The organism is Citrobacter sp. KTE151, from assembly GCF_000398845.1.
GTDB lineage: Bacteria > Pseudomonadota > Gammaproteobacteria > Enterobacterales > Enterobacteriaceae > Citrobacter > Citrobacter braakii.
In genome coordinates, this window is the sequence record NZ_KB976064.1 from 106,953 (window position 1) to 127,095 (window position 20,143).

Consider the following 20,143-nt stretch of genomic DNA (forward strand, 5'->3'; position numbering starts at 1 on the left):
CCGCGAAAATGGCTTATCTCCCGGATTTCACCGTATACTTGCCGTTGACGATTAACGCACAGGAAAGATGACATTATGATGGACTTGTTTAAAGCAATAGGACTGGGGCTGGTAGTCCTGTTACCGTTGGCAAACCCGTTAACCACCGTGGCGTTGTTCCTCGGCCTTGCCGGCAACATGAACAGCGCAGAGCGTAACCGTCAGTCACTCATGGCGTCCGTTTACGTGTTTGCCATCATGATGGTGGCGTATTATGCCGGACAACTGGTGATGAATACCTTCGGGATTTCGATTCCCGGGTTACGTATCGCGGGTGGGTTAATCGTTGCGTTTATCGGCTTTCGAATGTTGTTTCCACAGCAGAAGGCACATGACTCTCCGGAAGCGAGAAGCAAATCAGAAGAACTGGAAGATGAACCGACGGCCAATATTGCATTTGTTCCGCTGGCCATGCCAAGCACCGCGGGTCCGGGTACGATTGCAATGATCATCAGCTCGGCGTCCACCGTGCGTCATGGGGCTGAGTTTCCGGACTGGGTGATAATGGTCGCACCGCCGATTATTTTTGCCGTGGTCGGGGTTATCTTGTGGGGCTGTTTGCGCAGTTCTGGCGGAATTATGCGCCTGGTCGGCAAAGGCGGTATTGAGGCGATCTCCCGTCTGATGGGCTTCCTGCTGGTATGTATGGGCGTGCAGTTTATTATTAACGGTGTGCTGGAAATCATTAAAACTTACGCTTAAAACAACGTGCCCGGTATTGTCTACCGGGCACGCTTTTATGAATGCTGAGGCTGCTCTTCCAGTGATACTGGCCATTTACGGAAGATAATCACCGACCATATGAACGCCACAACCGCAGGCACTGCACCTACGTAACCAATCGTAGACATTGACCAGTGCAGACTCACCTGATTTCCCACCAGCGCGCCAGCGCCTATCCCGATATTAAAGATACCAGAGAAAAGGGCCATTGCGACGTCGGTGGCATCCGGGGCCAGCGCCAGCACTTTCACCTGCATACCCAGGCCTATCAACATAATGGCGATGCCCCAGAATATACTCAGGATGGCCAGATGCATTTCGCTGTCCGCTGCGGGCAGTAACAGCACCAGGCACACCGTCAACAGGGCAATGGCGCTACTAATCAATACGGAAGCATGTTGGTTACCCAGCTTGCCAAAAATGACGCTACCGACAATCCCCGCGCCACCCAGAACCAGCAGCAGCACGGTGGCAAAGTTTGCGCTCAGCCCGGCGACGGTCTGTACAAACGGTTCGATATAGCTGTAGGCCGTGTAATGCGCGGTGACCACAATCACCGTCAGCAGATACAGGCTCATCAATGCCGGACGGCGGAATAAAACCGGCAGGCTTTTTAATGAACCGGAATGCTCACTGGGTAATTTTGGCAGGAGCTTAATCAAGCAAAGTAGGGTGACTAACGCCCCCATACCGATGGCGAAGAAGGTAGTACGCCAGCCAAAATACTGGCCAACGATGCGCCCGATAGGCAGGCCTAACACCATCGCCAGCGCGGTACCGGTCGCAATCAGGCTGAGAGCCTGCGCGCGTTTCCCGGCAGGAGCCAGGCGAATCGCCAGCGATGCGGTGATCGACCAGAAAATCGCGTGGGCAAAAGCAATACCAATACGGCTGATCACCAGCACGGTAAAATTCCATGCCAGGAAAGAGAGAACGTGGCTGGCGATAAAAACGACAAACAGGCAGATCAGAAGTTTGCGGCGTTCTACCTGGCTGGTAAGCAGCATGAAAGGCAGCGACATCAGGGCGACAACCCAGGCGTAGATCGTCAGCATGATCCCGACCTGAGCGGTCTGCATATTAAAACTTTGTGCGATGTCGGATAACAAACCGACAGGGACAAACTCGGTGGTATTGAAAATAAAACCGGCAATGGCAAGCGTAACTACCCGAAGCCACGCGACCTTGCGGGAAACAGTGTCTGTTGTCATATCAATTAGGTGGATTAGCTGCGAAAAGGTAAGGCCACGATCTTAAAACTTTTGCTGGCTAAAATACAATCATTTCGTGATGCAGATCTCATTTCATTGACTGGGTGGCAAAATTGACTGCCGAACATTCCGCGTAATTTTAACTGTTTCATTATTAATGAAATTCCGGGCGTGTGAATTCACCCGGAACGCTATTTATGGCGTTGTTTGAGAATCGCGAATTATTCCGTGCTTTTCGACAACTGAGGGTTCAATACCTCAATAAACGCTTCCAGTTGCCTTGTCATTGCGCCTCTGCGCCAGACCAGCCACGTATTCAGCCAGCGCCAGTTTTCGCTTAGCGGCCAGGCGTGGACCTGATGGTGTCCTGGCATGCTCTCCAGCATCGAACGCGGGATCAGCGCGATACCCGCACCGGCAATGACGCAAGCCAGCATGCCGTGATACGACTCCATTTCATGAATGGTGCCAGGCATTGCGCGATCGGCATGAAACCAGCTTTCAAAATGGCGACGATAGGAACAGTTGGCGCGAAAGGCGTAAATGCTGCAACCGTTAACGTCGCTGGCCCGCTGGATAGGGGGATGACCGTGCGGAGTGACTATCATCATCTCTTCACGGTAGACCGGCATTCCTTCAAGACCTGGATGAGTAATTGGGCCGTCGACAAAGGCGGCGTTCAGCGTCCCGTCGAGCACGCCGTCCAGCATCGTGCCTGAAGGACCTGTCGCCAGCGCAAACTGAATTTTGGGGTAACGCTGATTGTATTCAGCCAGCGTGGCAGGGATCCGCACAGCGGCAGTACTCTCGAGCGAGCCAAGAGAGAACAACCCCTGCGGTTCATCGCCGGCGACGACCATTCTCGCCTCGTCAACCAGGGCGAGGATCCGCTGGCTGTAGCGTAAAAAATTGTGCCCGGACGGGGAAAGCCGCAAACGCTGATTTTCACGAATAAACAGATCGACGCCAAGGTCGGCTTCAAGCTGGCGAATACGGGTGGTGAGATTGGATGGCACGCGATGCACCTTCGCGGCGGCCTGCGTAATACTGCCTGTCTCCGCGACGGCGTTGAACATTTCCAGTTGCGTCAGATCCATAATGTTCTCTGTTCGTGAATGGTGTGGTTAATATTATTCATTTTTCAGAAAGAGTAAATATGCGCATGATATGACCATACCCTGCGATAAAGAGAGGCACTTATGACTATCACAGCAGCAACACATGCGATTTCCGTTAACCCTACCAACGGTGAAGGGTTGGCGGCAATGCCGTGGGCCAGTACTGAGGAGATTGCACATGCGCTGAGCCTTGCCGCGAATGGCTACCGCGAATGGAAACACACTGCCGTTGAGCACCGTGCGCAAACGCTGCGTCATATCGGGCAGGCTCTGCGTCATCGCGCGGAAGAGATGGCGCAGTGTATCTCACGTGAAATGGGGAAACCCATCAAGCAGGCGCGTGGTGAAGTTGCCAAATCAGCCGCATTGTGTGACTGGTACGCTGAACATGGACCGGCGATGCTCAACCCGGAACCTACGCTGGTGGAGAACAACCAGGCGGTGATTGAGTATCGCCCCGTTGGAACTATTTTGGCGATCATGCCGTGGAACTTCCCGCTCTGGCAGGTACTTCGCGGCGCCATTCCAATTCTGCTGGCCGGAAATGGCTATCTGTTAAAGCATGCGCCAAACGTAACCGGCTGTGCTGCGATTATCGCGCAGGTTTTTGCTGATGCGGGCGTCCCCGCGGGTGTTTACGGTTGGGTGAATGCCGATAACGCCGGGGTAAGTCAGATGATCAATGATCCGCGTATCGCTGCGGTAACGGTGACGGGCAGCGTTCGAGCTGGTGCGGCGATTGGTGCTCAGGCGGGGGCGGCGCTGAAAAAATGCGTGCTTGAACTGGGGGGTTCCGATCCGTTTATTGTCCTTAATGATGCTGACCTCGATCTGGCCGTTAAGGCGGCGGTCGCCGGTCGTTATCAGAATACCGGGCAGGTTTGTGCGGCAGCAAAGCGCTTTATTATCGAAGAAGGAATTGCGGCAGAATTTACGGCTCGTTTTGTGGCGGCCGCGAGCGCGCTCAAAATGGGCGACCCGCTGAACGAAGAAAACGATCTGGGTCCGATGGCAAGATTTGATCTGCGCGATGAGCTGCATCAGCAGGTCGAAGCCTCCCTTGCCGAAGGCGCGAGGCTACTTCTCGGCGGGGAAAAAATCGCGGGTCAGGGCAATTACTATGCCGTGACGGTATTGGGGGATGTCACCCCGGAGATGACGGCTTTTCGTCAGGAACTGTTTGGCCCGGTTGCAGCGATTACCGTTGCAAAGAATGCGGAACATGCCTTAGCGCTGGCTAATGACAGTGATTTCGGCTTATCAGCCACGGTGTTCACTGCGGATGAAGCTCTGGCGCAGAAGATGGCGTCACGCCTGGAGTGTGGGGGGGTATTTATCAATGGTTACAGCGCCAGCGATGCCCGCGTTGCATTTGGCGGCGTGAAGAAAAGTGGTTTTGGCCGCGAGCTTTCACACTTTGGTCTGCATGAGTTTTGTAATGTACAGACCGTCTGGAAAAACCGCCTCTGATGGTGTGGGTGCCTCCGACGGGGGCACCGGCCTTAAATTCTGCAATGTTTCTGTCTACGGCATGAATCTCACCCGCTCATGCAGACCGTGGCCAGATTCCGCCTTCCGGCCTGACGCTGCGTATTCAGCTCTGTTATACTCGCAGGCCTTTCATACCTGCGAGCAAGGAGCATGTTGTGGCCAGGGCCATGGACAATTCAATTTTAGAGACCATTGTGCAGCAGGTTCGTCCGCTGATTGGTCAGGGTAAAGTCGCTGATTACATTCCTGCCTTAGCTTCTGTCGACGGTTCAAAACTGGGTATTGCTATTTGCACCGTCGATGGACAGCACTATCAGGCGGGGGATGCGCAAGAGCGCTTTTCTATTCAGTCAATTTCAAAGGTGCTCAGTCTGGTCGTGGCGATGCGTCACTATCAGGAAGATGAGATCTGGCAACGTGTCGGCAAGGATCCTTCCGGTCATCCTTTCAACTCACTGGTGCAGTTGGAAATGGAGCAAGGGATCCCACGCAATCCCTTTATCAACGCCGGGGCGCTGGTGGTTTGCGATATGCTGCAAGGACGTCTGAGCGCACCGCGTCAACGGATGTTGGAAGTGGTACGGGCGCTAAGCGGCGTTTCGGATATCGCCTATGATGCGACGGTGGCGCGTTCTGAGTTTGAGCACTCGGCGCGTAACGCGGCTATTGCCTGGCTAATGAAGTCCTTTGGCAATTTTCACCATGACGTGACCACCGTTTTGCAAAATTACTTTCACTACTGCGCACTGAAAATGAGCTGTGTGGAGCTGGCCCGCACGTTCGTCTTTCTGGCGAATCAGGGACATGCTTTTCATCTTGCAGAGCCCGTGGTGACGCCTATGCAGGCCCGGCAGATCAACGCGCTGATGGCGACCAGTGGCATGTATCAGAACGCAGGGGAATTTGCCTGGCGAGTGGGCTTACCGGCGAAATCTGGTGTGGGGGGCGGTATCGTGGCTATCGTGCCTCACGAGATGGCGATTGCCGTCTGGAGTCCGGAACTGGATGCGGCGGGAAATTCGCTGGCGGGTATCGCCGTGCTGGAGCAATTAACGCAACAACTGGGGCGCTCGGTTTACTGATGAACACGCTCGATCCTCTTTTTGCCCGGCTGGCGAAATCAACGTTTCGCTCGCGGTTTCGCCTTGGCCAGAAAGAAAGGCAGTATTGTCTGGATAAAGGCGCGCCGGTTATCGAACAACACGCCACGGATTTTATTGCCAAACGGCTGGCGCCCGCGTTTCCTGCCAATGACGGTAAGCAGACACCTATGCGCGGGCATCCGGTATTTATCGCTCAACATGCCACGGCGACCTGTTGTCGGGGATGTCTGGCGAAATGGCATGATATCCCTCAGGGTGTGGCGTTAAACGATGAACAGCAGCGTTACGTTGTCACGGTTATCTATCACTGGCTAGTGATCCAGATGAACAAGCCATAGATAACATAATCCTATGATATGACTCCTTGTGTTGTGCAATTGTTAAAAGCAGTATGAAGGGGTCATTCTAAGGAGAAAAAAATGGCTTCCTGTAAACCCTGCTTTGTGCTGAGCGCGGCCCAGATTCTGTCGAGAATCGATGAATTCAGCGACATCCTTGAAACATGCGTCAATGATGGCGCCTCTGTCAGCTTTATGCTCCCTTTTAGTGGTGATAAATCACGGCCTTTCTGGATAAGTGTCGCGCAAAGCGTTGACCGTGGAGAAAGGATTGTTCTGGGTACACAGAACGCACAGGGGGTGCTTGTCGGTACCGTCCAGCTAATTATCGATCAACCCGAAAACCAACCTCATCGTGCTGATGTCGCCAAGCTGCTGGTTCACCCCTCAGCGCGGCGCGGTGGTGTTGCCCGGACGTTGATGAACGAACTCGAAAACTGCGCGCGTCAGCAAGGGAAAACGCTGCTGGTGCTTGATACAGCGACGGGGAGTGACGCTGAGTTGTTCTACCACAATTGTGGATGGCAAAAAGTAGGGGTGATACCGGACTATGCAAAAATGCCTGACGGGAAGCTGACCGGGACCACACTTTTCTACAAAACTCTCTAATTTGTCGCCGGGGATTGATCAAAACAGGGTTTCAATGTATTAAAGTTTGCTAACCTATTGGACCAATTCAATCAGGTTGTATGACTAATTAAAAAGGGAACCCATTGTGCAAACACTAAATCGTCGCGATTTCCCCGGTGCTCAGTATCCTGAACGCATTATTCAGTTTGGTGAAGGAAACTTCCTGCGCGCCTTTGTTGACTGGCAAGTCGATTTGCTGAACGAACATACCGATCTGAACGCTGGTGTAGTCATTGTTCGTCCTATCGAAAGTACCTTCCCGCCATCTCTGAGTACGCAGGATGGTCTCTATACCACCATCATTCGTGGTTTGAATGAGAAGGGCGAGGCCGTAAGCGATGCCCGTTTGATCCGTTCGGTTAACCGCGAAATCAGCGTCTATAGCGAATACGATGAGTTCCTGAAGCTGGCGCATAATCCAGATATGCGTTTTGTGTTCTCCAACACGACTGAAGCGGGCATCAGCTACCACGCGGGCGATAAGTTTGAGGATGCACCGGCGGTGAGTTATCCGGCTAAACTGACCCGACTGTTGTTCGAACGCTTCAGCCATTTTAATGGCGCGTCGGATAAAGGCTGGATTATCATTCCTTGCGAACTGATTGATTACAATGGTGATGCGCTGCGTGAACTGGTCCTGCGCTATGCTCAGGAGTGGGCGTTGCCGGAGGCATTTATTCAGTGGCTGGATCAGGCCAACGCATTTTGCTCCACGCTGGTGGACCGCATTGTTACCGGTTATCCGCGTGACGAAGTGGAAAAACTGGAAGCTGAGTTGGGCTATCACGATGCCTTCCTCGACACTGCAGAACACTTCTATCTGTTCGTTATTCAGGGACCGAAGTCATTAGCTGCAGAACTGCGTCTGGATAAGTATCCGCTCAATGTCCTGATTGTTGATGACATCAAACCGTACAAAGAACGAAAAGTGGCGATTCTCAACGGCGCACACACCGCACTGGTTCCCGTTGCCTGGCTGGCAGGGTTGGACACCGTGGGGGAGGCGATGAATGACGCAGAGATTTGCGCCTTCGTTGAAAAAGCGATTTATGAAGAGATCATTCCGGTACTGGATTTACCCCGCGATGAGCTGGCGTCTTTCGCCAGTGCGGTGACCGGTCGATTCTGCAATCCGTACATCAAGCATCAGTTGCTGTCGATTGCCCTGAACGGCATGACTAAATTCCGTACCCGTATTTTGCCGCAGCTGCTGGCAGGGCAACAGGCCAGCGGTAAGCTGCCGGCGCGCCTGACGTTTGCGCTTGCCGCGCTGATTGCTTTCTATCGTGGAGAGCGTAACGGTGAGGCTTATCCGGTCCAGGATGATGCGCACTGGGTGGCACGTTTTCAACAGCTGTGGTCCCAGCATCATGACCGCCAGATAAGCACCGAAGAGTTAGTCAAATCGGTACTGGGCGTTAAAGAACACTGGGAACAGGATCTGACTCAGGTTTCCGGACTCGTGGAGCAGGTTTCAGCCGATCTGGATACCATTCTGGCCAAAGGCATGCGTGAAGCCGTTAAGCCATTGTGCTAAGAAGACAACCCGGCTCAGGCCGGGTTTTTTATAGAACATTCTTTAGTTACAACATACTATTGTTTATTAATGACTACACCGTTCTGTAACCCCGGTGCGTTGTGGTTCTGGCAGAGCAAAAGTTGTTTAGTTAATGTTGCGATTAACTTGCAACATTGATCATGATCGCGTCTAATGTGATGGATTTCACATTTTCCCGAAGAAAACCATGATCGTTCGCCCCCAACAACACTGGCTACGCCTGATATTCGTTTGGCATGGGTCAGTATTATCTAAAATCTTTTCACGACTGCTGCTGAACTTCCTGCTCTCCATCGCCGTTATTATCATGCTTCCGTGGTATACGATGCTGGGAATCAAATTCACGCTGGCGCCATTCAGCATTCTCGGCGTGGCGATTGCAATCTTTTTAGGTTTTCGCAATAACGCCTGTTATTCACGTTACGTTGAGGCCCGACACCTGTGGGGGCAGTTGATGATTGCTTCCCGATCGCTACTGCGTGAGGTAAAAACCACCTTACCGGACGACGCCGAATTAGGGCAGTTTGTTCGTCTGCAAATCGCGTTTGCCCACTGTTTACGCATGACTTTACGTCGAAAGCCACAGGCAGAGCCGTTGGCGAAGTACCTCAGCGAGAAAGATCTGCAGACGGTATTTGCCTCACAATCTCCAGCAAACCGCATTTTGTTGTTGATGGGAGAGTGGTTGGCCGTGCGCAGGCGTAATGGTCAACTGTCAGACATATTATTTCATAGTTTAAACAATAGATTAAACGATATGTCTGCGGTACTGGCTGGTTGTGAGCGGATTGCGAATACCCCGGTCCCGTTTGCTTATACTTTGATCCTTCATCGCACGGTATACCTGTTTTGTATCATGCTGCCATTCGCGTTAGTGGTGGATCTGCACTACATGACACCGTTTATCTCTGTGCTTATTTCCTATACATTTATCTCGCTCGACACGCTTGCAGAAGAGCTTGAAGATCCGTTTGGGACAGAGAACAATGACCTGCCGCTGGATGCGATTTGCAATGCGATCGAAATCGATTTGCTGCAGATGAACGATGAAACAAATGTGCCAGCAAAACACATGCCTGATAAGCATTACCAACTAACTTAGTTACGTTCGTTTTGCCACCAGGCTGGCTGCATATCGGAAAACGAATGAAACTCTGGCGCCAGGTCTTCATCGTTAGGATCATCAAAAGCCCCGGCTAAAAGTGCAATTACCGGGGCGTCATCAATAGCGCCCACGGAACTGCCGCACTGTGGGCAAAAGGCTCGACAACTCGTTTCTGACGAGCGCCAGGTTGTCGGTTTTCCGGCTTTTCCCGTCCATTCTACATTTTCTGCATCAAACTCAATCCAGACGACGGTCGGTGCGCCCGTATGTTTCCGGCATATATCGCAGGAACAGGTATGGGAATTATTAGGACTGCTGGCCGTGAAGCGGATCGAACCACAAAGACACCCACCAATGTAGACTTTAGACATAACAACTCCCGTCGGAAACACGTGGCAAGACACTAGCAGATGCCTCGCATTGTCACTAGATCCTTATGTTAAAAAGGCGAGGGCGCTCATAGGCGATCCTCTATTCCTGTGATCTATCTGATGATAAATGCTTAATTATTGCGTTGCGCAACAATAAACAATCGGGGAAATGCCAGTAAAATTTTGCCATTTTCCTGCAGTGGATATTGCTCCTGAAGTAGTTCGTGGTAGCGCGCCAGATACTGACATTGCTCGCTTTCTCTCAAATCCTGCAACCAGGGGCGCAGGCCTGTAGAACTTACCCAGTCGATAATTGCTTGATGAGAATCCATAATGTGATAATACGTGGTGCGCCAGATATCCACCTCACAGCCAGTTTCGGTCAAAATATCATAGTAGGCATGTACGCCAGGAAGTGGCGCACGGCCCCGGTCCGGGAAACCCTGTTCATAAGCCACTTCGCGCATCAGAACATGCGTGGGTTCCAGCCAGTTATCCGGCATTTGCACGGCCAGAACGCCATTGCGACCCAGCAACGATACCAGGTTCGGCAATAGTTCATAGTGATCGGGTACCCATTGTAAAGACGCATTTGCGTAAAGCAGATCCACAGGATGCTCGGGCTGGAACTGACTGATATCCGCTTCAATAAAATGGCATTGCGGTAATGCGTTGCGCGCTTCATTCAGCATGGCGGGTGAGGAATCAACCCCGGTTATTACAGCCGAAGGCCAGCGCTGATGCAGTAATGCCGTGCTGTTTCCCGGACCACAGCCAAGATCAACAACTGAACGAACACTCTCTAACGCCACTCTGTTGAGTAATTCCGCTGCGGGTCTTGAACGTTCAGTTTCATATTGCAGATAAAGCGAAGGGTTCCAGTCAGCCATGAATGAATCTCCAGTATGAGAGAAAAAGGCAGAAAGGACCGCATAAGTCCTTGCCGGTGAGCCATTTCATTTAGAAGATTATATGAAAATGAAGAATAAGGGCAGAAATATGCCAGGAAGACAGATTGGCATGTCTGTGGTTTGCCAGCGTGAACTACAGTTATCAGTTTTGATGTTCAGTGAGTGATATGGCACAGAACGAAATTGGTTAGCGCTGGTAACGGCATTTGAAAAGAGGTTTGGTCATCATTATCGAGCAGCACAAGGATTACCATAAAGCTTCAGATTCTACCTTACTCAACATCAGTGCGCATAATGTATATTATGTTAAATGCAATTTGGTATTTGATGAATGCTTAGTTCATACCCCTTAGCTGACGCCGTTCCATCAAATCCTTACCCTTCCCTTATCTGCTACGGTAAAAAGTTTTCGTCAGATGACCCCGAATGCAGATTCCTCTTTAGCCATTCTCAGTTTAGCGGTTCCGGTTGGTACACAGTGATGAAAAACGATAAGGTCAGAGCTGTTGTCGCCTTCGAGTCAGGAAGCCAGGAAGCGGTATTTTTCATTCCTGGAAAAAGCTCCCCCTGCTAATCCTGACTGAAAACTGCTGGACATGACTGTCTGCCTTGAGCAAAAGCAGACAGTCATTTTGATTTTCTACCGTAAATTTTTTCTTTTTTTATAATCAATGTATCGGGCTAGATATTTTTGTAACAACTTTATAAGTTAAAGATCTGCCGCAATAACAGATTCCTTTATTTATAATTAGAGGTTTGCAACGTTGTGATAGACTTTTTGAACATCATCGTCATCTTCAAGGGCATCAACGAGTCCTGCAAAGATTTCTAAATCTTCTGGTGAAAGTTCAACTTCTGATTGAGCAATCATTTCTAATTCTGTTGTTGAGAATTCAGTAATCCCAGCGGCTTTCAGGGCTGCAATTCCTTTATGAAGGTCTGTAGATTCAGTATAAATAACGATGTTTCCCTCTTCTTCGGTTACATCGCGAACATCTACATCAGCATTAAGCAAAATTTCAAAAATATGGTCAGGATCTGTTCCTGCAAATACAATCACCCCGGTATTGTCAAACATATAGCTGACAGCACCTGCCGCTCCGATATTCCCGCCTTTTTTATTGAAAATTGAGCGGACATTAGCAATCGTACGGTTAACATTTGACGTCAATGTTTCAGCGATAATCAGTGAACCACTTGGACCAAAGCCTTCGTAACGCCCTTGCACGAACGTTTCATCGCTGCCGCCTTTGGCTTTATCAATTGCTTTATCAATAACGTGTTTAGGAACCTGTGCTTGTTTCGCACGTTCAATAACGAATTTTAAAGCTGAGTTTGATTCTGGGTCTGGTTCACCTTGTTTGGCAGCAGCATAGATTTCTACACCGAATTTTGCATATATATTAGACGTTGCACCGTCTTTAGCAGTTTTTTTAGCAACAATATTTGCCCATTTACGTCCCACTGGAATAGTCTCCTCAGAAATTCATTTACATTACATGCAGATTAATAGCCTGCAAATTTTTCCGCAATATTATATCATGATATGTAAACTCTCGTCCATGAAAAACAAAATATCCATGTTTTACTAAATGTTACTTTAATTTTATCAATGGTTAACATTATGGATATGTTATTTTCGTTTTTTTAGATCTTTTGTTTTTTTAATTTTAATAGTCGAATGACAGCAATAATACATAAATAAAGAGAAACTGAAGTAACAATCCAGGTATAAATACCTACTTAAGATTAATGAACGCATCTAATCCAGATCTTTTCTTCAGCAATGTCTGGCTGGTGTTTACTTCTTAATCATGAAAGCCCGAGGAACAGATGCCATTGCTGGTCGCCCCGCTTTCTTGTAACCTTCTTCCCGTTGCACTACTGACAAAATCTGGAACCACTGAACTGGACTTCATATGAATGCTCATATTTCTAAAGACCCTTTACATGGCGTAACGCTTGAAATGCAGGTTAATGCACTGGTTGATCGTTATGGTTGGGCTGAGCTGGCGCAACGCATTAATATCAACTGCTTTAAAAATGAGCCGAGCGTTAAATCCAGTCTGAAGTTTCTGCGCCGCACGCCCTGGGCGCGGGCAGAAGTTGAAGCGCTGTACCTGGATTCACTGCATGATCTGGCCTCAAATAACACCACCGAACCGGCGTTCGATCCCTGGGCTAACAGCCGCAACAAGAAGAATTAAGAGCAAAATCTGATGTCAGCATCCGGTTTTATTTCAGCAAATTATCAGAAAAAACTGGCGAATATTCTCGCCCGTTCCCGAGCCAGGCTGCCGCGAACCAACATGACATGGTTCGCGCTGCTCGTAGGCAGTATGTTGCTACTTGGCAGTTGTTCTTCACAGCCGCCCGGTTCAAAAATCACCCCACTGCCCCCGGTGGGCAAACCACAGCAGAGCAAGGAGCCGGTGCGCGGTATCTGGCTGGCAACGGTTTCGCGTCTTGACTGGCCGCCGATTTCATCCGTCAACATCAGCTCGCCTGCCGTTCGTATCAGCCAGCAGCAAAAGGCGCTGACGGACAAGCTGGATAACCTGAAACGTCTTGGTATTAACACCGTTTTTTTCCAGGTGAAGCCCGATGCCACTGCGTTGTGGCATTCTACAATCTTGCCATGGTCAGATACCCTGACCGGTAAGATTGGTCAGGATCCGGGTTACGATCCGTTACGGTTTATGCTCGATGAAGCGCATAAACGCGGAATGAAAGTCCATGCCTGGTTTAACCCCTACCGCGTGTCCGTGAACACTAAACCGGCAACGGTTACCGAATTAAACAACACGCTGTCACAGACGCCTTCCAGCGTTTATGTCCTGCATCGGGACTGGATCCGTACCTCGGGCGAGCGTTTTGTGTTAGATCCCGGTATTCCCGAAGTGCGTGACTGGATAACCAGCATCGTGGCTGAAGTGGTTGAGAATTACCCGGTTGACGGCGTGCAATTCGATGATTACTTCTATACCGAGTCTCCCGGCTCTGCGCTCAACGACAGCCAGACCTTCAGAAGATACGGCCAGGGATTTGTCTCCAAAGCTGACTGGCGGCGCGATAACACGCAACGCCTGATCGCTCAGGTTTCACGAACCATCAAGAAACTCAAACCTGAAGTTGAATTTGGCGTCAGCCCTGCGGGCGTGTGGCGCAACCGTTCGCACGATCCGGCGGGCTCCGACACGCGCGGCGCGGCAGCCTATGATGAATCGTATGCGGACACCCGCCGCTGGGTGCAACAAGGCTTGCTGGACTACATCGCCCCGCAGCTGTACTGGCCTTTTGCCCGCGATGCGGCGCGTTACGATGTGTTGGCGAAATGGTGGGCAGATGTCGTCAAATCAACCAACACCCGCCTGTATATTGGGGTGGCGTTGTACAAAGTCGGTGAGCCGTCGCGAAAAGAACCTGACTGGACGGTCAAAGGCGGTGTGCCGGAGCTGAAAAAACAGCTCGATCTGAACGAATCTGAACCGCACATTAACGGCACAATTTTGTTTCGCGAAGATTACCTTAATCAGCCGCAAACGCAGGAAGCCGTGACCTATATTCGCAGTCGTTGGGGGCGTTAATGGTTGTCCGTATTGGATTTATAACGCAAGAGCGTCCGGTTATACGGACGCTCTTAACCGATCCATCAGGCAACTGAAGGCTCAGGCAATCTGAATGATGAGACCAGCATCGCCAGCTGTTCCGCCTCCTCTTTCAGCGCCTGCGTTCGCGCGGCGGCATCATCTATTAACGAGGCGTTTTGCTGAACGGTGCTGTCCATTTCGGTAACGGCCAGCGTAACTTCGGAAACGCCCTTGCGTTGTTCTTCACCCGCAACGCGTATTTCCCCCATTAACTGACGTACCTGACGTACATTACTGACCAGTTCTCCCAGACGTTCGCCCGCATTGTGAATTTGCTGACTTCCGCTACCTACATGAGAAACGGATTCATCAATCAATGCTTTTATTTCCTGCGCGGCAGTGGCACTGCGCTGAGCCAGCGTGCGCACTTCGGAGGCCACAACGGCAAACCCTCTCCCGGCATCACCTGCTCTGGCGGCTTCAACCGCGGCATTCAGGGCGAGAATATTGGTCTGGAACGCAATGCTGTCGATAACCGCGACAATTTCCACCATTCTGCCGGATGAGGCACTGACGTTATCCATTGTAGAGATAACACCCTGCATAACATCGCCGCAGCGGTTGGCTGTTTGCGCGGTGCTATCGGAGAGTTCATCCGCCAGTTGTGTATTACTGGCATTTTGATGAACGGTCGCATTTAACTGTTCCATTGCCGCCGAACTCTCTTCCAGCGCAGCGGCCTGTTGCGTCACGCGAGATGAAAGTTCCATATTACTGTCTGCCAGGCTGACAGCGTTATTCGCCACCACTACGCTACTGCTTCTGACAGTGATCAGAATGGCTGAGATTTTATCGACGAACAGGTTAAACGCTTCGGCGATAGCGGAAATCTCATCTTTGCCACGCACATCCAGGCGACGGGTAAGATCGCCTTCTCCCTGCGCAATGTCATCGAGAGCCTGACGGGTATCATCAAGACGCGAAATCAGTCGGCGAACCACCAGCCAGGATCCCACCAGCAACAGGGTCATGATCGGGATCAACACTTCCAGCACGTCCTGCATCATCACTTTGGCAAGGCCGACGATACGCGATTCAGGCGTTGCAAGACCAACAACCCAACCGGTATCCGCCATCGGGAACAGCATCACCCGTGAAGCCGAATTCAGGACGTTATCATTTGCAAGCGTAATCGTTTTCACCCCGTCCGCTGGGCGCAGAGATTTCAGACCGTTTTCCACCGGGATAAGCCATTGCGCGCTTTGCGCCAGATCGTTAATGGTTTTATATTTCGCCAGATCGGCCTGCGGGAAATAGAGGATTTGTCCCTGCTTGTCCACCACAAACGCGTAACCACCGGTACTGTTTCCCTGCTGCTGCATGAAAGTGGCGACGTTATCCAGGCGAATATCGGTGGTGGCGACACCGGCAAACTTGCCCGCCAGTTGATAAGGTACGCTGCACGTCACCATGTTGACGCCTGAACTGGCGTCCTGGTAGACATCAGACCATAAGCAACTGTTTTGTGAATGTCCTTTAGCATGCTGATACCAGTTTTCATTGTGGTATCCGCTTGACCCTTCGACGTTATAGTCGTTGGAATACACCAGTTTACCTTCAGCATTACGCGCCCAGAAAAAGCTTCTTTTCTCCACACCTGCGGTGAAAGCGTCGGGTTCTGGCCAGATGCCGCCACCGGTAATAATCGAATCTTTATCTTCACCAATCAGATGCGGAACGACGCTTTGATAAAGAGATTCATCATTTGGCAGCACCTCAGCCAGTCGTGACAAGCTAACGGTCTCACCTTCAATTCGGGACAATACGGTACTCAACTGACGGGTTAAACCTTGCCCTGTTTCTTCGATCAGGGCGGTGTTGATTTCAACGACGCGCGGTTGGCCACGCCAGAGCATAATCACCACAATAACAAGGGTCGTGACTGCAAGCAGCAGAATGCCGCCGATGGTTAAACGCGTTGAAATACGAGTAGGATACCAGGCCATACAAACTCCTTCTGCAAAAGGCTAACTTTTATCCAGTATCGGCACAGGCGTTTATATCTTTATAAAGTTTTCTTAAGTATCAAAAAATAAATACGTGACATTGTCACAAATAGCAAAACCCAGCACTTTGGCTGGGTTTTAATAATGACTTAATCTTATTTGGATAATTCTTTTTTGATTTCGTCTTTTATTTTACTTAATTCGCTCTGCGGATGTTTTTTACAAAGTTCAACGGTCAGAGGAACTGCTGTAGTCACGGTTTCGTTATAGTCTACGTAATCGCCACCCTTGAAATCTTCGTCTTCATTGAGCACCCAGAAAGCCACTGGGGCCATAGTTTGCGGGTTCAAATCAATAAACTCCTGGCAATTCATGCCTTTTGGAGTCACTTCAGTTTTAGCGTTATCAGTTGCTGCATTGACGCTGACACTGGTTAACAGCGCTGCGACCAGAATACCTGCTGTAGAAAGGGAGAATTTATTCATTGTAGTACTCCATTTATAATATAAATAATATCTACACTTGCGCTTCAAACCGTTAATGTAGTTCGCAAAAAATAATACCCCTAACGTCATAAGAATAAAGATTGCCACCATTGATATGGCTGAAATTTATATTTCACATTACTGATTCTGATGTCTGGGCGTAAAACGTGGCCACAATGTGATCGTTCCGACGAAATCAGCAGATTCATACCCCTCTTCCCCTGTCGCTGCACCAAAACTGAACTACGCTGCACAAATGTTGATCATTAGTTAACGGATATGGGCTGATTTTTAACAAACATGGTCAGCGTGCCGCTGTTACCAACATGGCACGCGTCCTGCATTGTTAATTTGCTAACAGTGAGCCGTACTCTGACAAACAATTAACAGCGAGAAGGTAATGACAGCGAAACCGGAGTTATTTACCCGCATAGAGCAGACCTTTAGCCAACTGACGCCCAGCGAAAAGCGCGTGGCCGGGTGGCTGTTAGCCCATGCTGTGCAGATCCCTTTTGAAACCGCGGATGGTATTGCTAAAGCGACCGGAACCAGCGGCATTACCGTTGGACGCTATCTGCGTAAACTGGGTTTTCGCAATCTGGAAGATGCAAAAGCCAGCCTGCGGGAGCTACCCATCGTCGCCTATCAACCCTGGGGGATGAACGAGCGGCTGGACTCCTGGCACCAGCAACAAAGCCTGCCAGATCGCGCGCAGCAGTCGCTGTTACTGGAAATCGACGCCATTACCTATGTCTATCAACTCGCGCAAGGCGAAACGTTTTTACGCATAGCGCAGCGGCTGGCGCATGCGGAAGCCGTGTATATCCTTGGGATCCAGTCCACCCGCGGGATCGCTAACGCCTTTTTCAGTCACCTGGAATACCTGCGGCCTAAAGTCAGCTACTCCGAAGGGCTTTCCGGCAGTTGGGTCGAGTCGCTGAATTCAGGATTCACCCAGCCTTACGTGGTGATCACCGATATGCGCGCCTATTCCGCTATCTCGCGACAATATTGCCGCGTTGCCACAGAACGCTGCATTCCGCTGGCGCTAATCACCGATGTGTGGTGCCCGTGGGCCAGAGACTATTCCATTGACTTACTTCAGGTGAAAACTGACACCGGACATTTCTGGGACTCACTGGCTCCGGTGAGCTGTCTGTTCAACTTATTACTCTCTGCGGTGGTGGCACAACTGGGTGACTCCCTCGCAGAACGCCTGCAAACCAATCGCCAGTTACAACAACAATTTGGTCAATTCGAACAATAAACAGGAAACGTGCTATGTCAGAAACCCCAGAACTGGTCGATCTGTCGGTGATATTCCCGTCGCTACATATCGATCTTAAATACGCTACGGCAGACAACATTACCGGCGCCCCTATCTACCGGGAAGCTCGTTGCCTGTTGCACACCGAGGCGGTCACTGCGCTGGCGAAAAGCATCAGTATTGCGCAACTGGCGGGCCTGAAACTTGTGGTATACGACGCGTATCGCCCGCAGCAGGCGCAGGCGGTGCTGTGGAATGCGTGTCCAGATCCTCAGTATGTTGTTGATGTGGCGATAGGATCTAATCACAGCCGCGGGACGGCCATTGACGTTACGCTAATGGACGATCGTGGCAATCTTCTCGATATGGGCGCGGGCTTTGATGAGATGCACGACCGTTCCCATGCCTGGCACCCTTCTGTTCCTCCGGCTGCGCAGCGCAACCGCCTGCTGCTCAATGCCATTATGTTCGGCGGTGGTTTTGTCGGTATCACCAGCGAGTGGTGGCATTTTGAATTACCTGATGCCGCCCGCTATCCGCTGCTTGACGATCAGATAAATTGTTACACTGTCACACACATAACAACACAACATTCCCTTTAATTCTGGAGCCTGGTTATGAAGACTACACCTGCGTTAAACGCGTTTTTTCGCCCCGCTCTGATAGCCGTTGCGCTGGCGTTTGCCCTGCCCGCTGCGCAGGCCGCCGTTCCCAAAGATATGCTGGTGATCGGCAAAGCTGCCGATCCGCAGACGCTCGATCCCGCCGTGACCATCGATAACAACGACTGGACGGTCACCTATCCCTCTTATCAGCGGCTGGTTCAGTACAAAACAGATGGCGGTAAAGGCTCCACGGAAGTTGAAGGCGATTTGGCCAGCGGCTGGAAGGCCTCTGACGACCAGAAAGAGTGGACGTTTATCCTGAAAAACGATGCCAAATTCGCCGACGGAACGCCGGTGACGGCTGATGCGGTAAAGCAATCTTTTGAACGCCTGCTCAAAATCGGCCAGGGGCCTGCAGAAGCGTTCCCGAAAGATCTGAAGGTTGAGGCTATCGATAACAATACGGTGAAGTTTACCCTCAGCCAGCCATTTGCGCCGTTCCTGTATACGCTGGCCAATGACGGGGCCTCAATTATTAACCCGGCCGTCTTAAAAGAGCATGCCGCAGACGATGCCCGCGGATTCCTGGCGCAGAACACGGCAGGCTCCGGTCCCTTTATGCTCAAAAGCTGGCAAAAGGGACAGCAGTTGGTACTGGTTCCTAACCCATATTATGCCGGTGCAAAACCGGCGTTTAAGCGGGTTTCGGTAAAAATCATCGGTGAAAGCGCCTCTCGCCGTCTGCAATTGTCGCGGGGTGATATCGACATTGCCGATGCGCTTCCGGTTGACCAGCTTGCCGCCTTAAAACAGGAAGGCAAAGTTAACGTGGCGGATTATCCCTCGTTGCGCGTGACCTATCTGTATCTGAATAACAGTAAAGCGCCGCTCAATCAGGTGGATTTACGCCGCGCCATCTCGTGGGCCACCGATTATAAAGGCATGGTAAACGGGATCCTGAGCGGCAACGGTAAGCAAATGCGGGGTCCGATCCCTGAAGGCATGTGGGGTTTTGACGACAAGGCCATGCAGTACAGTTTCGATGAAGCCAAAGCGAAAGCGGCGTGGGAGAAAGTTGCCACCAAACCTGACAGCCTGAGCTTCCTGTACTCGGATAATGACCCCAACTGGGAACCTATCGCGCTCGCGACCCAAGCAAGCCTTGGCAAACTGGGCATTAAGGTGAAGCTGGAAAAACTGGCTAACGCCACCATGCGTGACCGCGTGGGCAAAGGAGATTACGACATTGCCATTGGCAACTGGAGCCCAGATTTCGCCGATCCGTACATGTTTATGAACTACTGGTTTGAGTCAGATAAGAAAGGCTTGCCGGGTAACCGTTCGTTCTATGAAAACGGTGAGGTCGATAAGCTGCTGCGTAGCGCGCTTGCCACGACCGATCAGGTTGCCAGAACCAATGACTACCAGCAGGCGCAAACTATCGTGATTGATGAAGCCGCCTACGTCTATTTATTCCAGAAAAACTATCAGTTGGCGATGAACAAAGACGTCAAAGGATTTGTATTCAACCCCATGCTGGAACAGGTCTTCAATATCTCCACCATGAGTAAATAAGCCACGTTAATGCGGAG

Annotated in this window: 19 protein-coding genes and 1 pseudogene; 13 read left to right on the forward strand and 7 right to left on the reverse strand. The window is 50.8% G+C overall.

The annotated features are described in order from the left end of the window. Positions 1-75 precede the first annotated feature (75 nt). Positions 76-741 (forward strand): MarC family NAAT transporter, encoded by a 666-nt coding sequence (locus WC7_RS14090; protein ID WP_016153073.1) that lies wholly within the window; start codon positions 76-78, stop codon positions 739-741. Positions 742-776: 35 nt separating this feature from the next. On the opposite strand, the gene WC7_RS14085 is transcribed toward WC7_RS14090, so the two are convergent. Continuing rightward, positions 777-1,973 carry a sugar transporter gene (locus tag WC7_RS14085; protein ID WP_016153074.1) on the reverse strand — a complete coding sequence of 399 codons (1,197 nt, stop codon included), beginning with the start codon at positions 1,971-1,973 and terminating at the stop codon, positions 777-779. Positions 1,974-2,194: 221 nt separating this feature from the next. Next, positions 2,195-3,070: a putrescine utilization regulator PtrR gene (locus tag WC7_RS14080; protein ID WP_016153075.1), complete on the reverse strand. Its 876-nt coding sequence runs from the start codon at positions 3,068-3,070 to the stop codon at positions 2,195-2,197. 102 nt (positions 3,071-3,172) lie between these two features. On the opposite strand from WC7_RS14080, the gene sad reads away from it, so the two are divergent. The 6 genes from sad (at position 3,173) to WC7_RS14050 (ending at position 9,313) form a co-directional block, all read left to right on the forward strand. Next, positions 3,173-4,561 (forward strand): succinate-semialdehyde dehydrogenase, encoded by a 1,389-nt coding sequence (gene sad, locus WC7_RS14075; protein WP_016153076.1) that lies wholly within the window; start codon positions 3,173-3,175, stop codon positions 4,559-4,561. A 176-nt stretch (positions 4,562-4,737) separates the two neighbouring features. Then, positions 4,738-5,664 carry a glutaminase B gene (glsB, locus tag WC7_RS14070; RefSeq protein WP_016153077.1) on the forward strand — a complete coding sequence of 309 codons (927 nt, stop codon included), beginning with the start codon at positions 4,738-4,740 and terminating at the stop codon, positions 5,662-5,664. After that, positions 5,664-6,023: a DUF4186 domain-containing protein gene (locus WC7_RS14065; protein WP_016153078.1), complete on the forward strand. Its 360-nt coding sequence runs from the start codon at positions 5,664-5,666 to the stop codon at positions 6,021-6,023. The genes glsB and WC7_RS14065 overlap by 1 nt, the downstream gene beginning before the upstream one ends. An 81-nt stretch (positions 6,024-6,104) precedes the next feature. Beyond that, complete coding sequence (locus WC7_RS14060; protein WP_016153079.1) at positions 6,105-6,632, forward strand: GNAT family N-acetyltransferase; 528 nt, start codon at positions 6,105-6,107, stop codon at positions 6,630-6,632. Between the two features lie 106 nt (positions 6,633-6,738). Beyond that, positions 6,739-8,190: a tagaturonate reductase gene (locus WC7_RS14055; protein WP_016153080.1), complete on the forward strand. Its 1,452-nt coding sequence runs from the start codon at positions 6,739-6,741 to the stop codon at positions 8,188-8,190. Between the two features lie 208 nt (positions 8,191-8,398). Further along, a complete protein-coding gene (locus WC7_RS14050; RefSeq protein WP_016153081.1) occupies positions 8,399-9,313 on the forward strand; it encodes a bestrophin family protein in 915 nt (304 codons plus the stop codon). On the opposite strand, the gene WC7_RS14045 is transcribed toward WC7_RS14050, so the two are convergent. Both WC7_RS14045 and tam read right to left on the reverse strand, forming a co-directional pair. Further along, positions 9,310-9,687, reverse strand: a complete 378-nt coding sequence (locus WC7_RS14045) for a GFA family protein (protein WP_016153082.1) — start codon at positions 9,685-9,687, stop codon at positions 9,310-9,312. The genes WC7_RS14050 and WC7_RS14045 overlap by 4 nt on opposite strands. Positions 9,688-9,818: 131 nt before the next feature. After that, a complete protein-coding gene (tam, locus tag WC7_RS14040) occupies positions 9,819-10,577 on the reverse strand; it encodes a trans-aconitate 2-methyltransferase (RefSeq protein ID WP_016153083.1) in 759 nt (252 codons plus the stop codon). Between the two features lie 457 nt (positions 10,578-11,034). On the opposite strand from tam, the pseudogene WC7_RS27330 reads away from it, so the two are divergent. Then, a pseudogene (locus WC7_RS27330) lies at positions 11,035-11,166 on the forward strand (alpha/beta hydrolase); the annotation flags it as partial. 180 nt (positions 11,167-11,346) lie between these two features. Here the strand turns inward: WC7_RS27330 and WC7_RS14035 are convergent. Continuing rightward, positions 11,347-12,063, reverse strand: coding sequence for a YebC/PmpR family DNA-binding transcriptional regulator (locus WC7_RS14035; RefSeq protein WP_016153084.1), 717 nt, complete (start codon positions 12,061-12,063; stop codon positions 11,347-11,349). Between the two features lie 454 nt (positions 12,064-12,517). Between WC7_RS14035 and WC7_RS14030 the strand changes: the two genes are divergently transcribed. After that, positions 12,518-12,805: a VF530 family protein gene (locus tag WC7_RS14030; protein WP_016153085.1), complete on the forward strand. Its 288-nt coding sequence runs from the start codon at positions 12,518-12,520 to the stop codon at positions 12,803-12,805. Positions 12,806-12,817: 12 nt separating this feature from the next. Continuing rightward, the gene (locus tag WC7_RS14025; protein ID WP_016153086.1) at positions 12,818-14,185 is read left to right on the forward strand and encodes a glycoside hydrolase family 10-like protein; all 1,368 of its coding nucleotides are present in this window, start codon (positions 12,818-12,820) and stop codon (positions 14,183-14,185) included. A 65-nt stretch (positions 14,186-14,250) separates the two neighbouring features. Here the strand turns inward: WC7_RS14025 and WC7_RS14020 are convergent, their stop codons facing one another. Together WC7_RS14020 and hdeB are read right to left on the reverse strand one after the other, a co-directional pair. Next, positions 14,251-16,194, reverse strand: a complete 1,944-nt coding sequence (locus tag WC7_RS14020) for a methyl-accepting chemotaxis protein (RefSeq protein WP_016153087.1) — start codon at positions 16,192-16,194, stop codon at positions 14,251-14,253. A gap of 155 nt (positions 16,195-16,349) precedes the next feature. Next, positions 16,350-16,679 (reverse strand): acid-activated periplasmic chaperone HdeB, encoded by a 330-nt coding sequence (gene hdeB / locus WC7_RS14015; protein WP_003019999.1) that lies wholly within the window; start codon positions 16,677-16,679, stop codon positions 16,350-16,352. Positions 16,680-17,079: 400 nt separating this feature from the next. Here hdeB and WC7_RS14010 point away from each other — a divergent pair, with 400 nt between their 5' ends. The 3 genes from WC7_RS14010 to WC7_RS14000 are packed head-to-tail and all read left to right on the forward strand — an operon-like array spanning position 17,080 to position 20,126. Continuing rightward, positions 17,080-17,946, forward strand: a complete 867-nt coding sequence (locus WC7_RS14010; RefSeq protein WP_016153088.1) for a MurR/RpiR family transcriptional regulator — start codon at positions 17,080-17,082, stop codon at positions 17,944-17,946. Positions 17,947-17,960: 14 nt separating this feature from the next. Continuing rightward, complete coding sequence (gene ddpX / locus WC7_RS14005; protein ID WP_016153089.1) at positions 17,961-18,548, forward strand: D-alanyl-D-alanine dipeptidase; 588 nt, start codon at positions 17,961-17,963, stop codon at positions 18,546-18,548. A 15-nt stretch (positions 18,549-18,563) separates the two neighbouring features. Then, entirely contained in the window at positions 18,564-20,126 is a 1,563-nt protein-coding gene (locus WC7_RS14000; protein WP_016153090.1) for an ABC transporter substrate-binding protein, read from the forward strand. Positions 20,127-20,143: the final 17 nt, after the last annotated feature.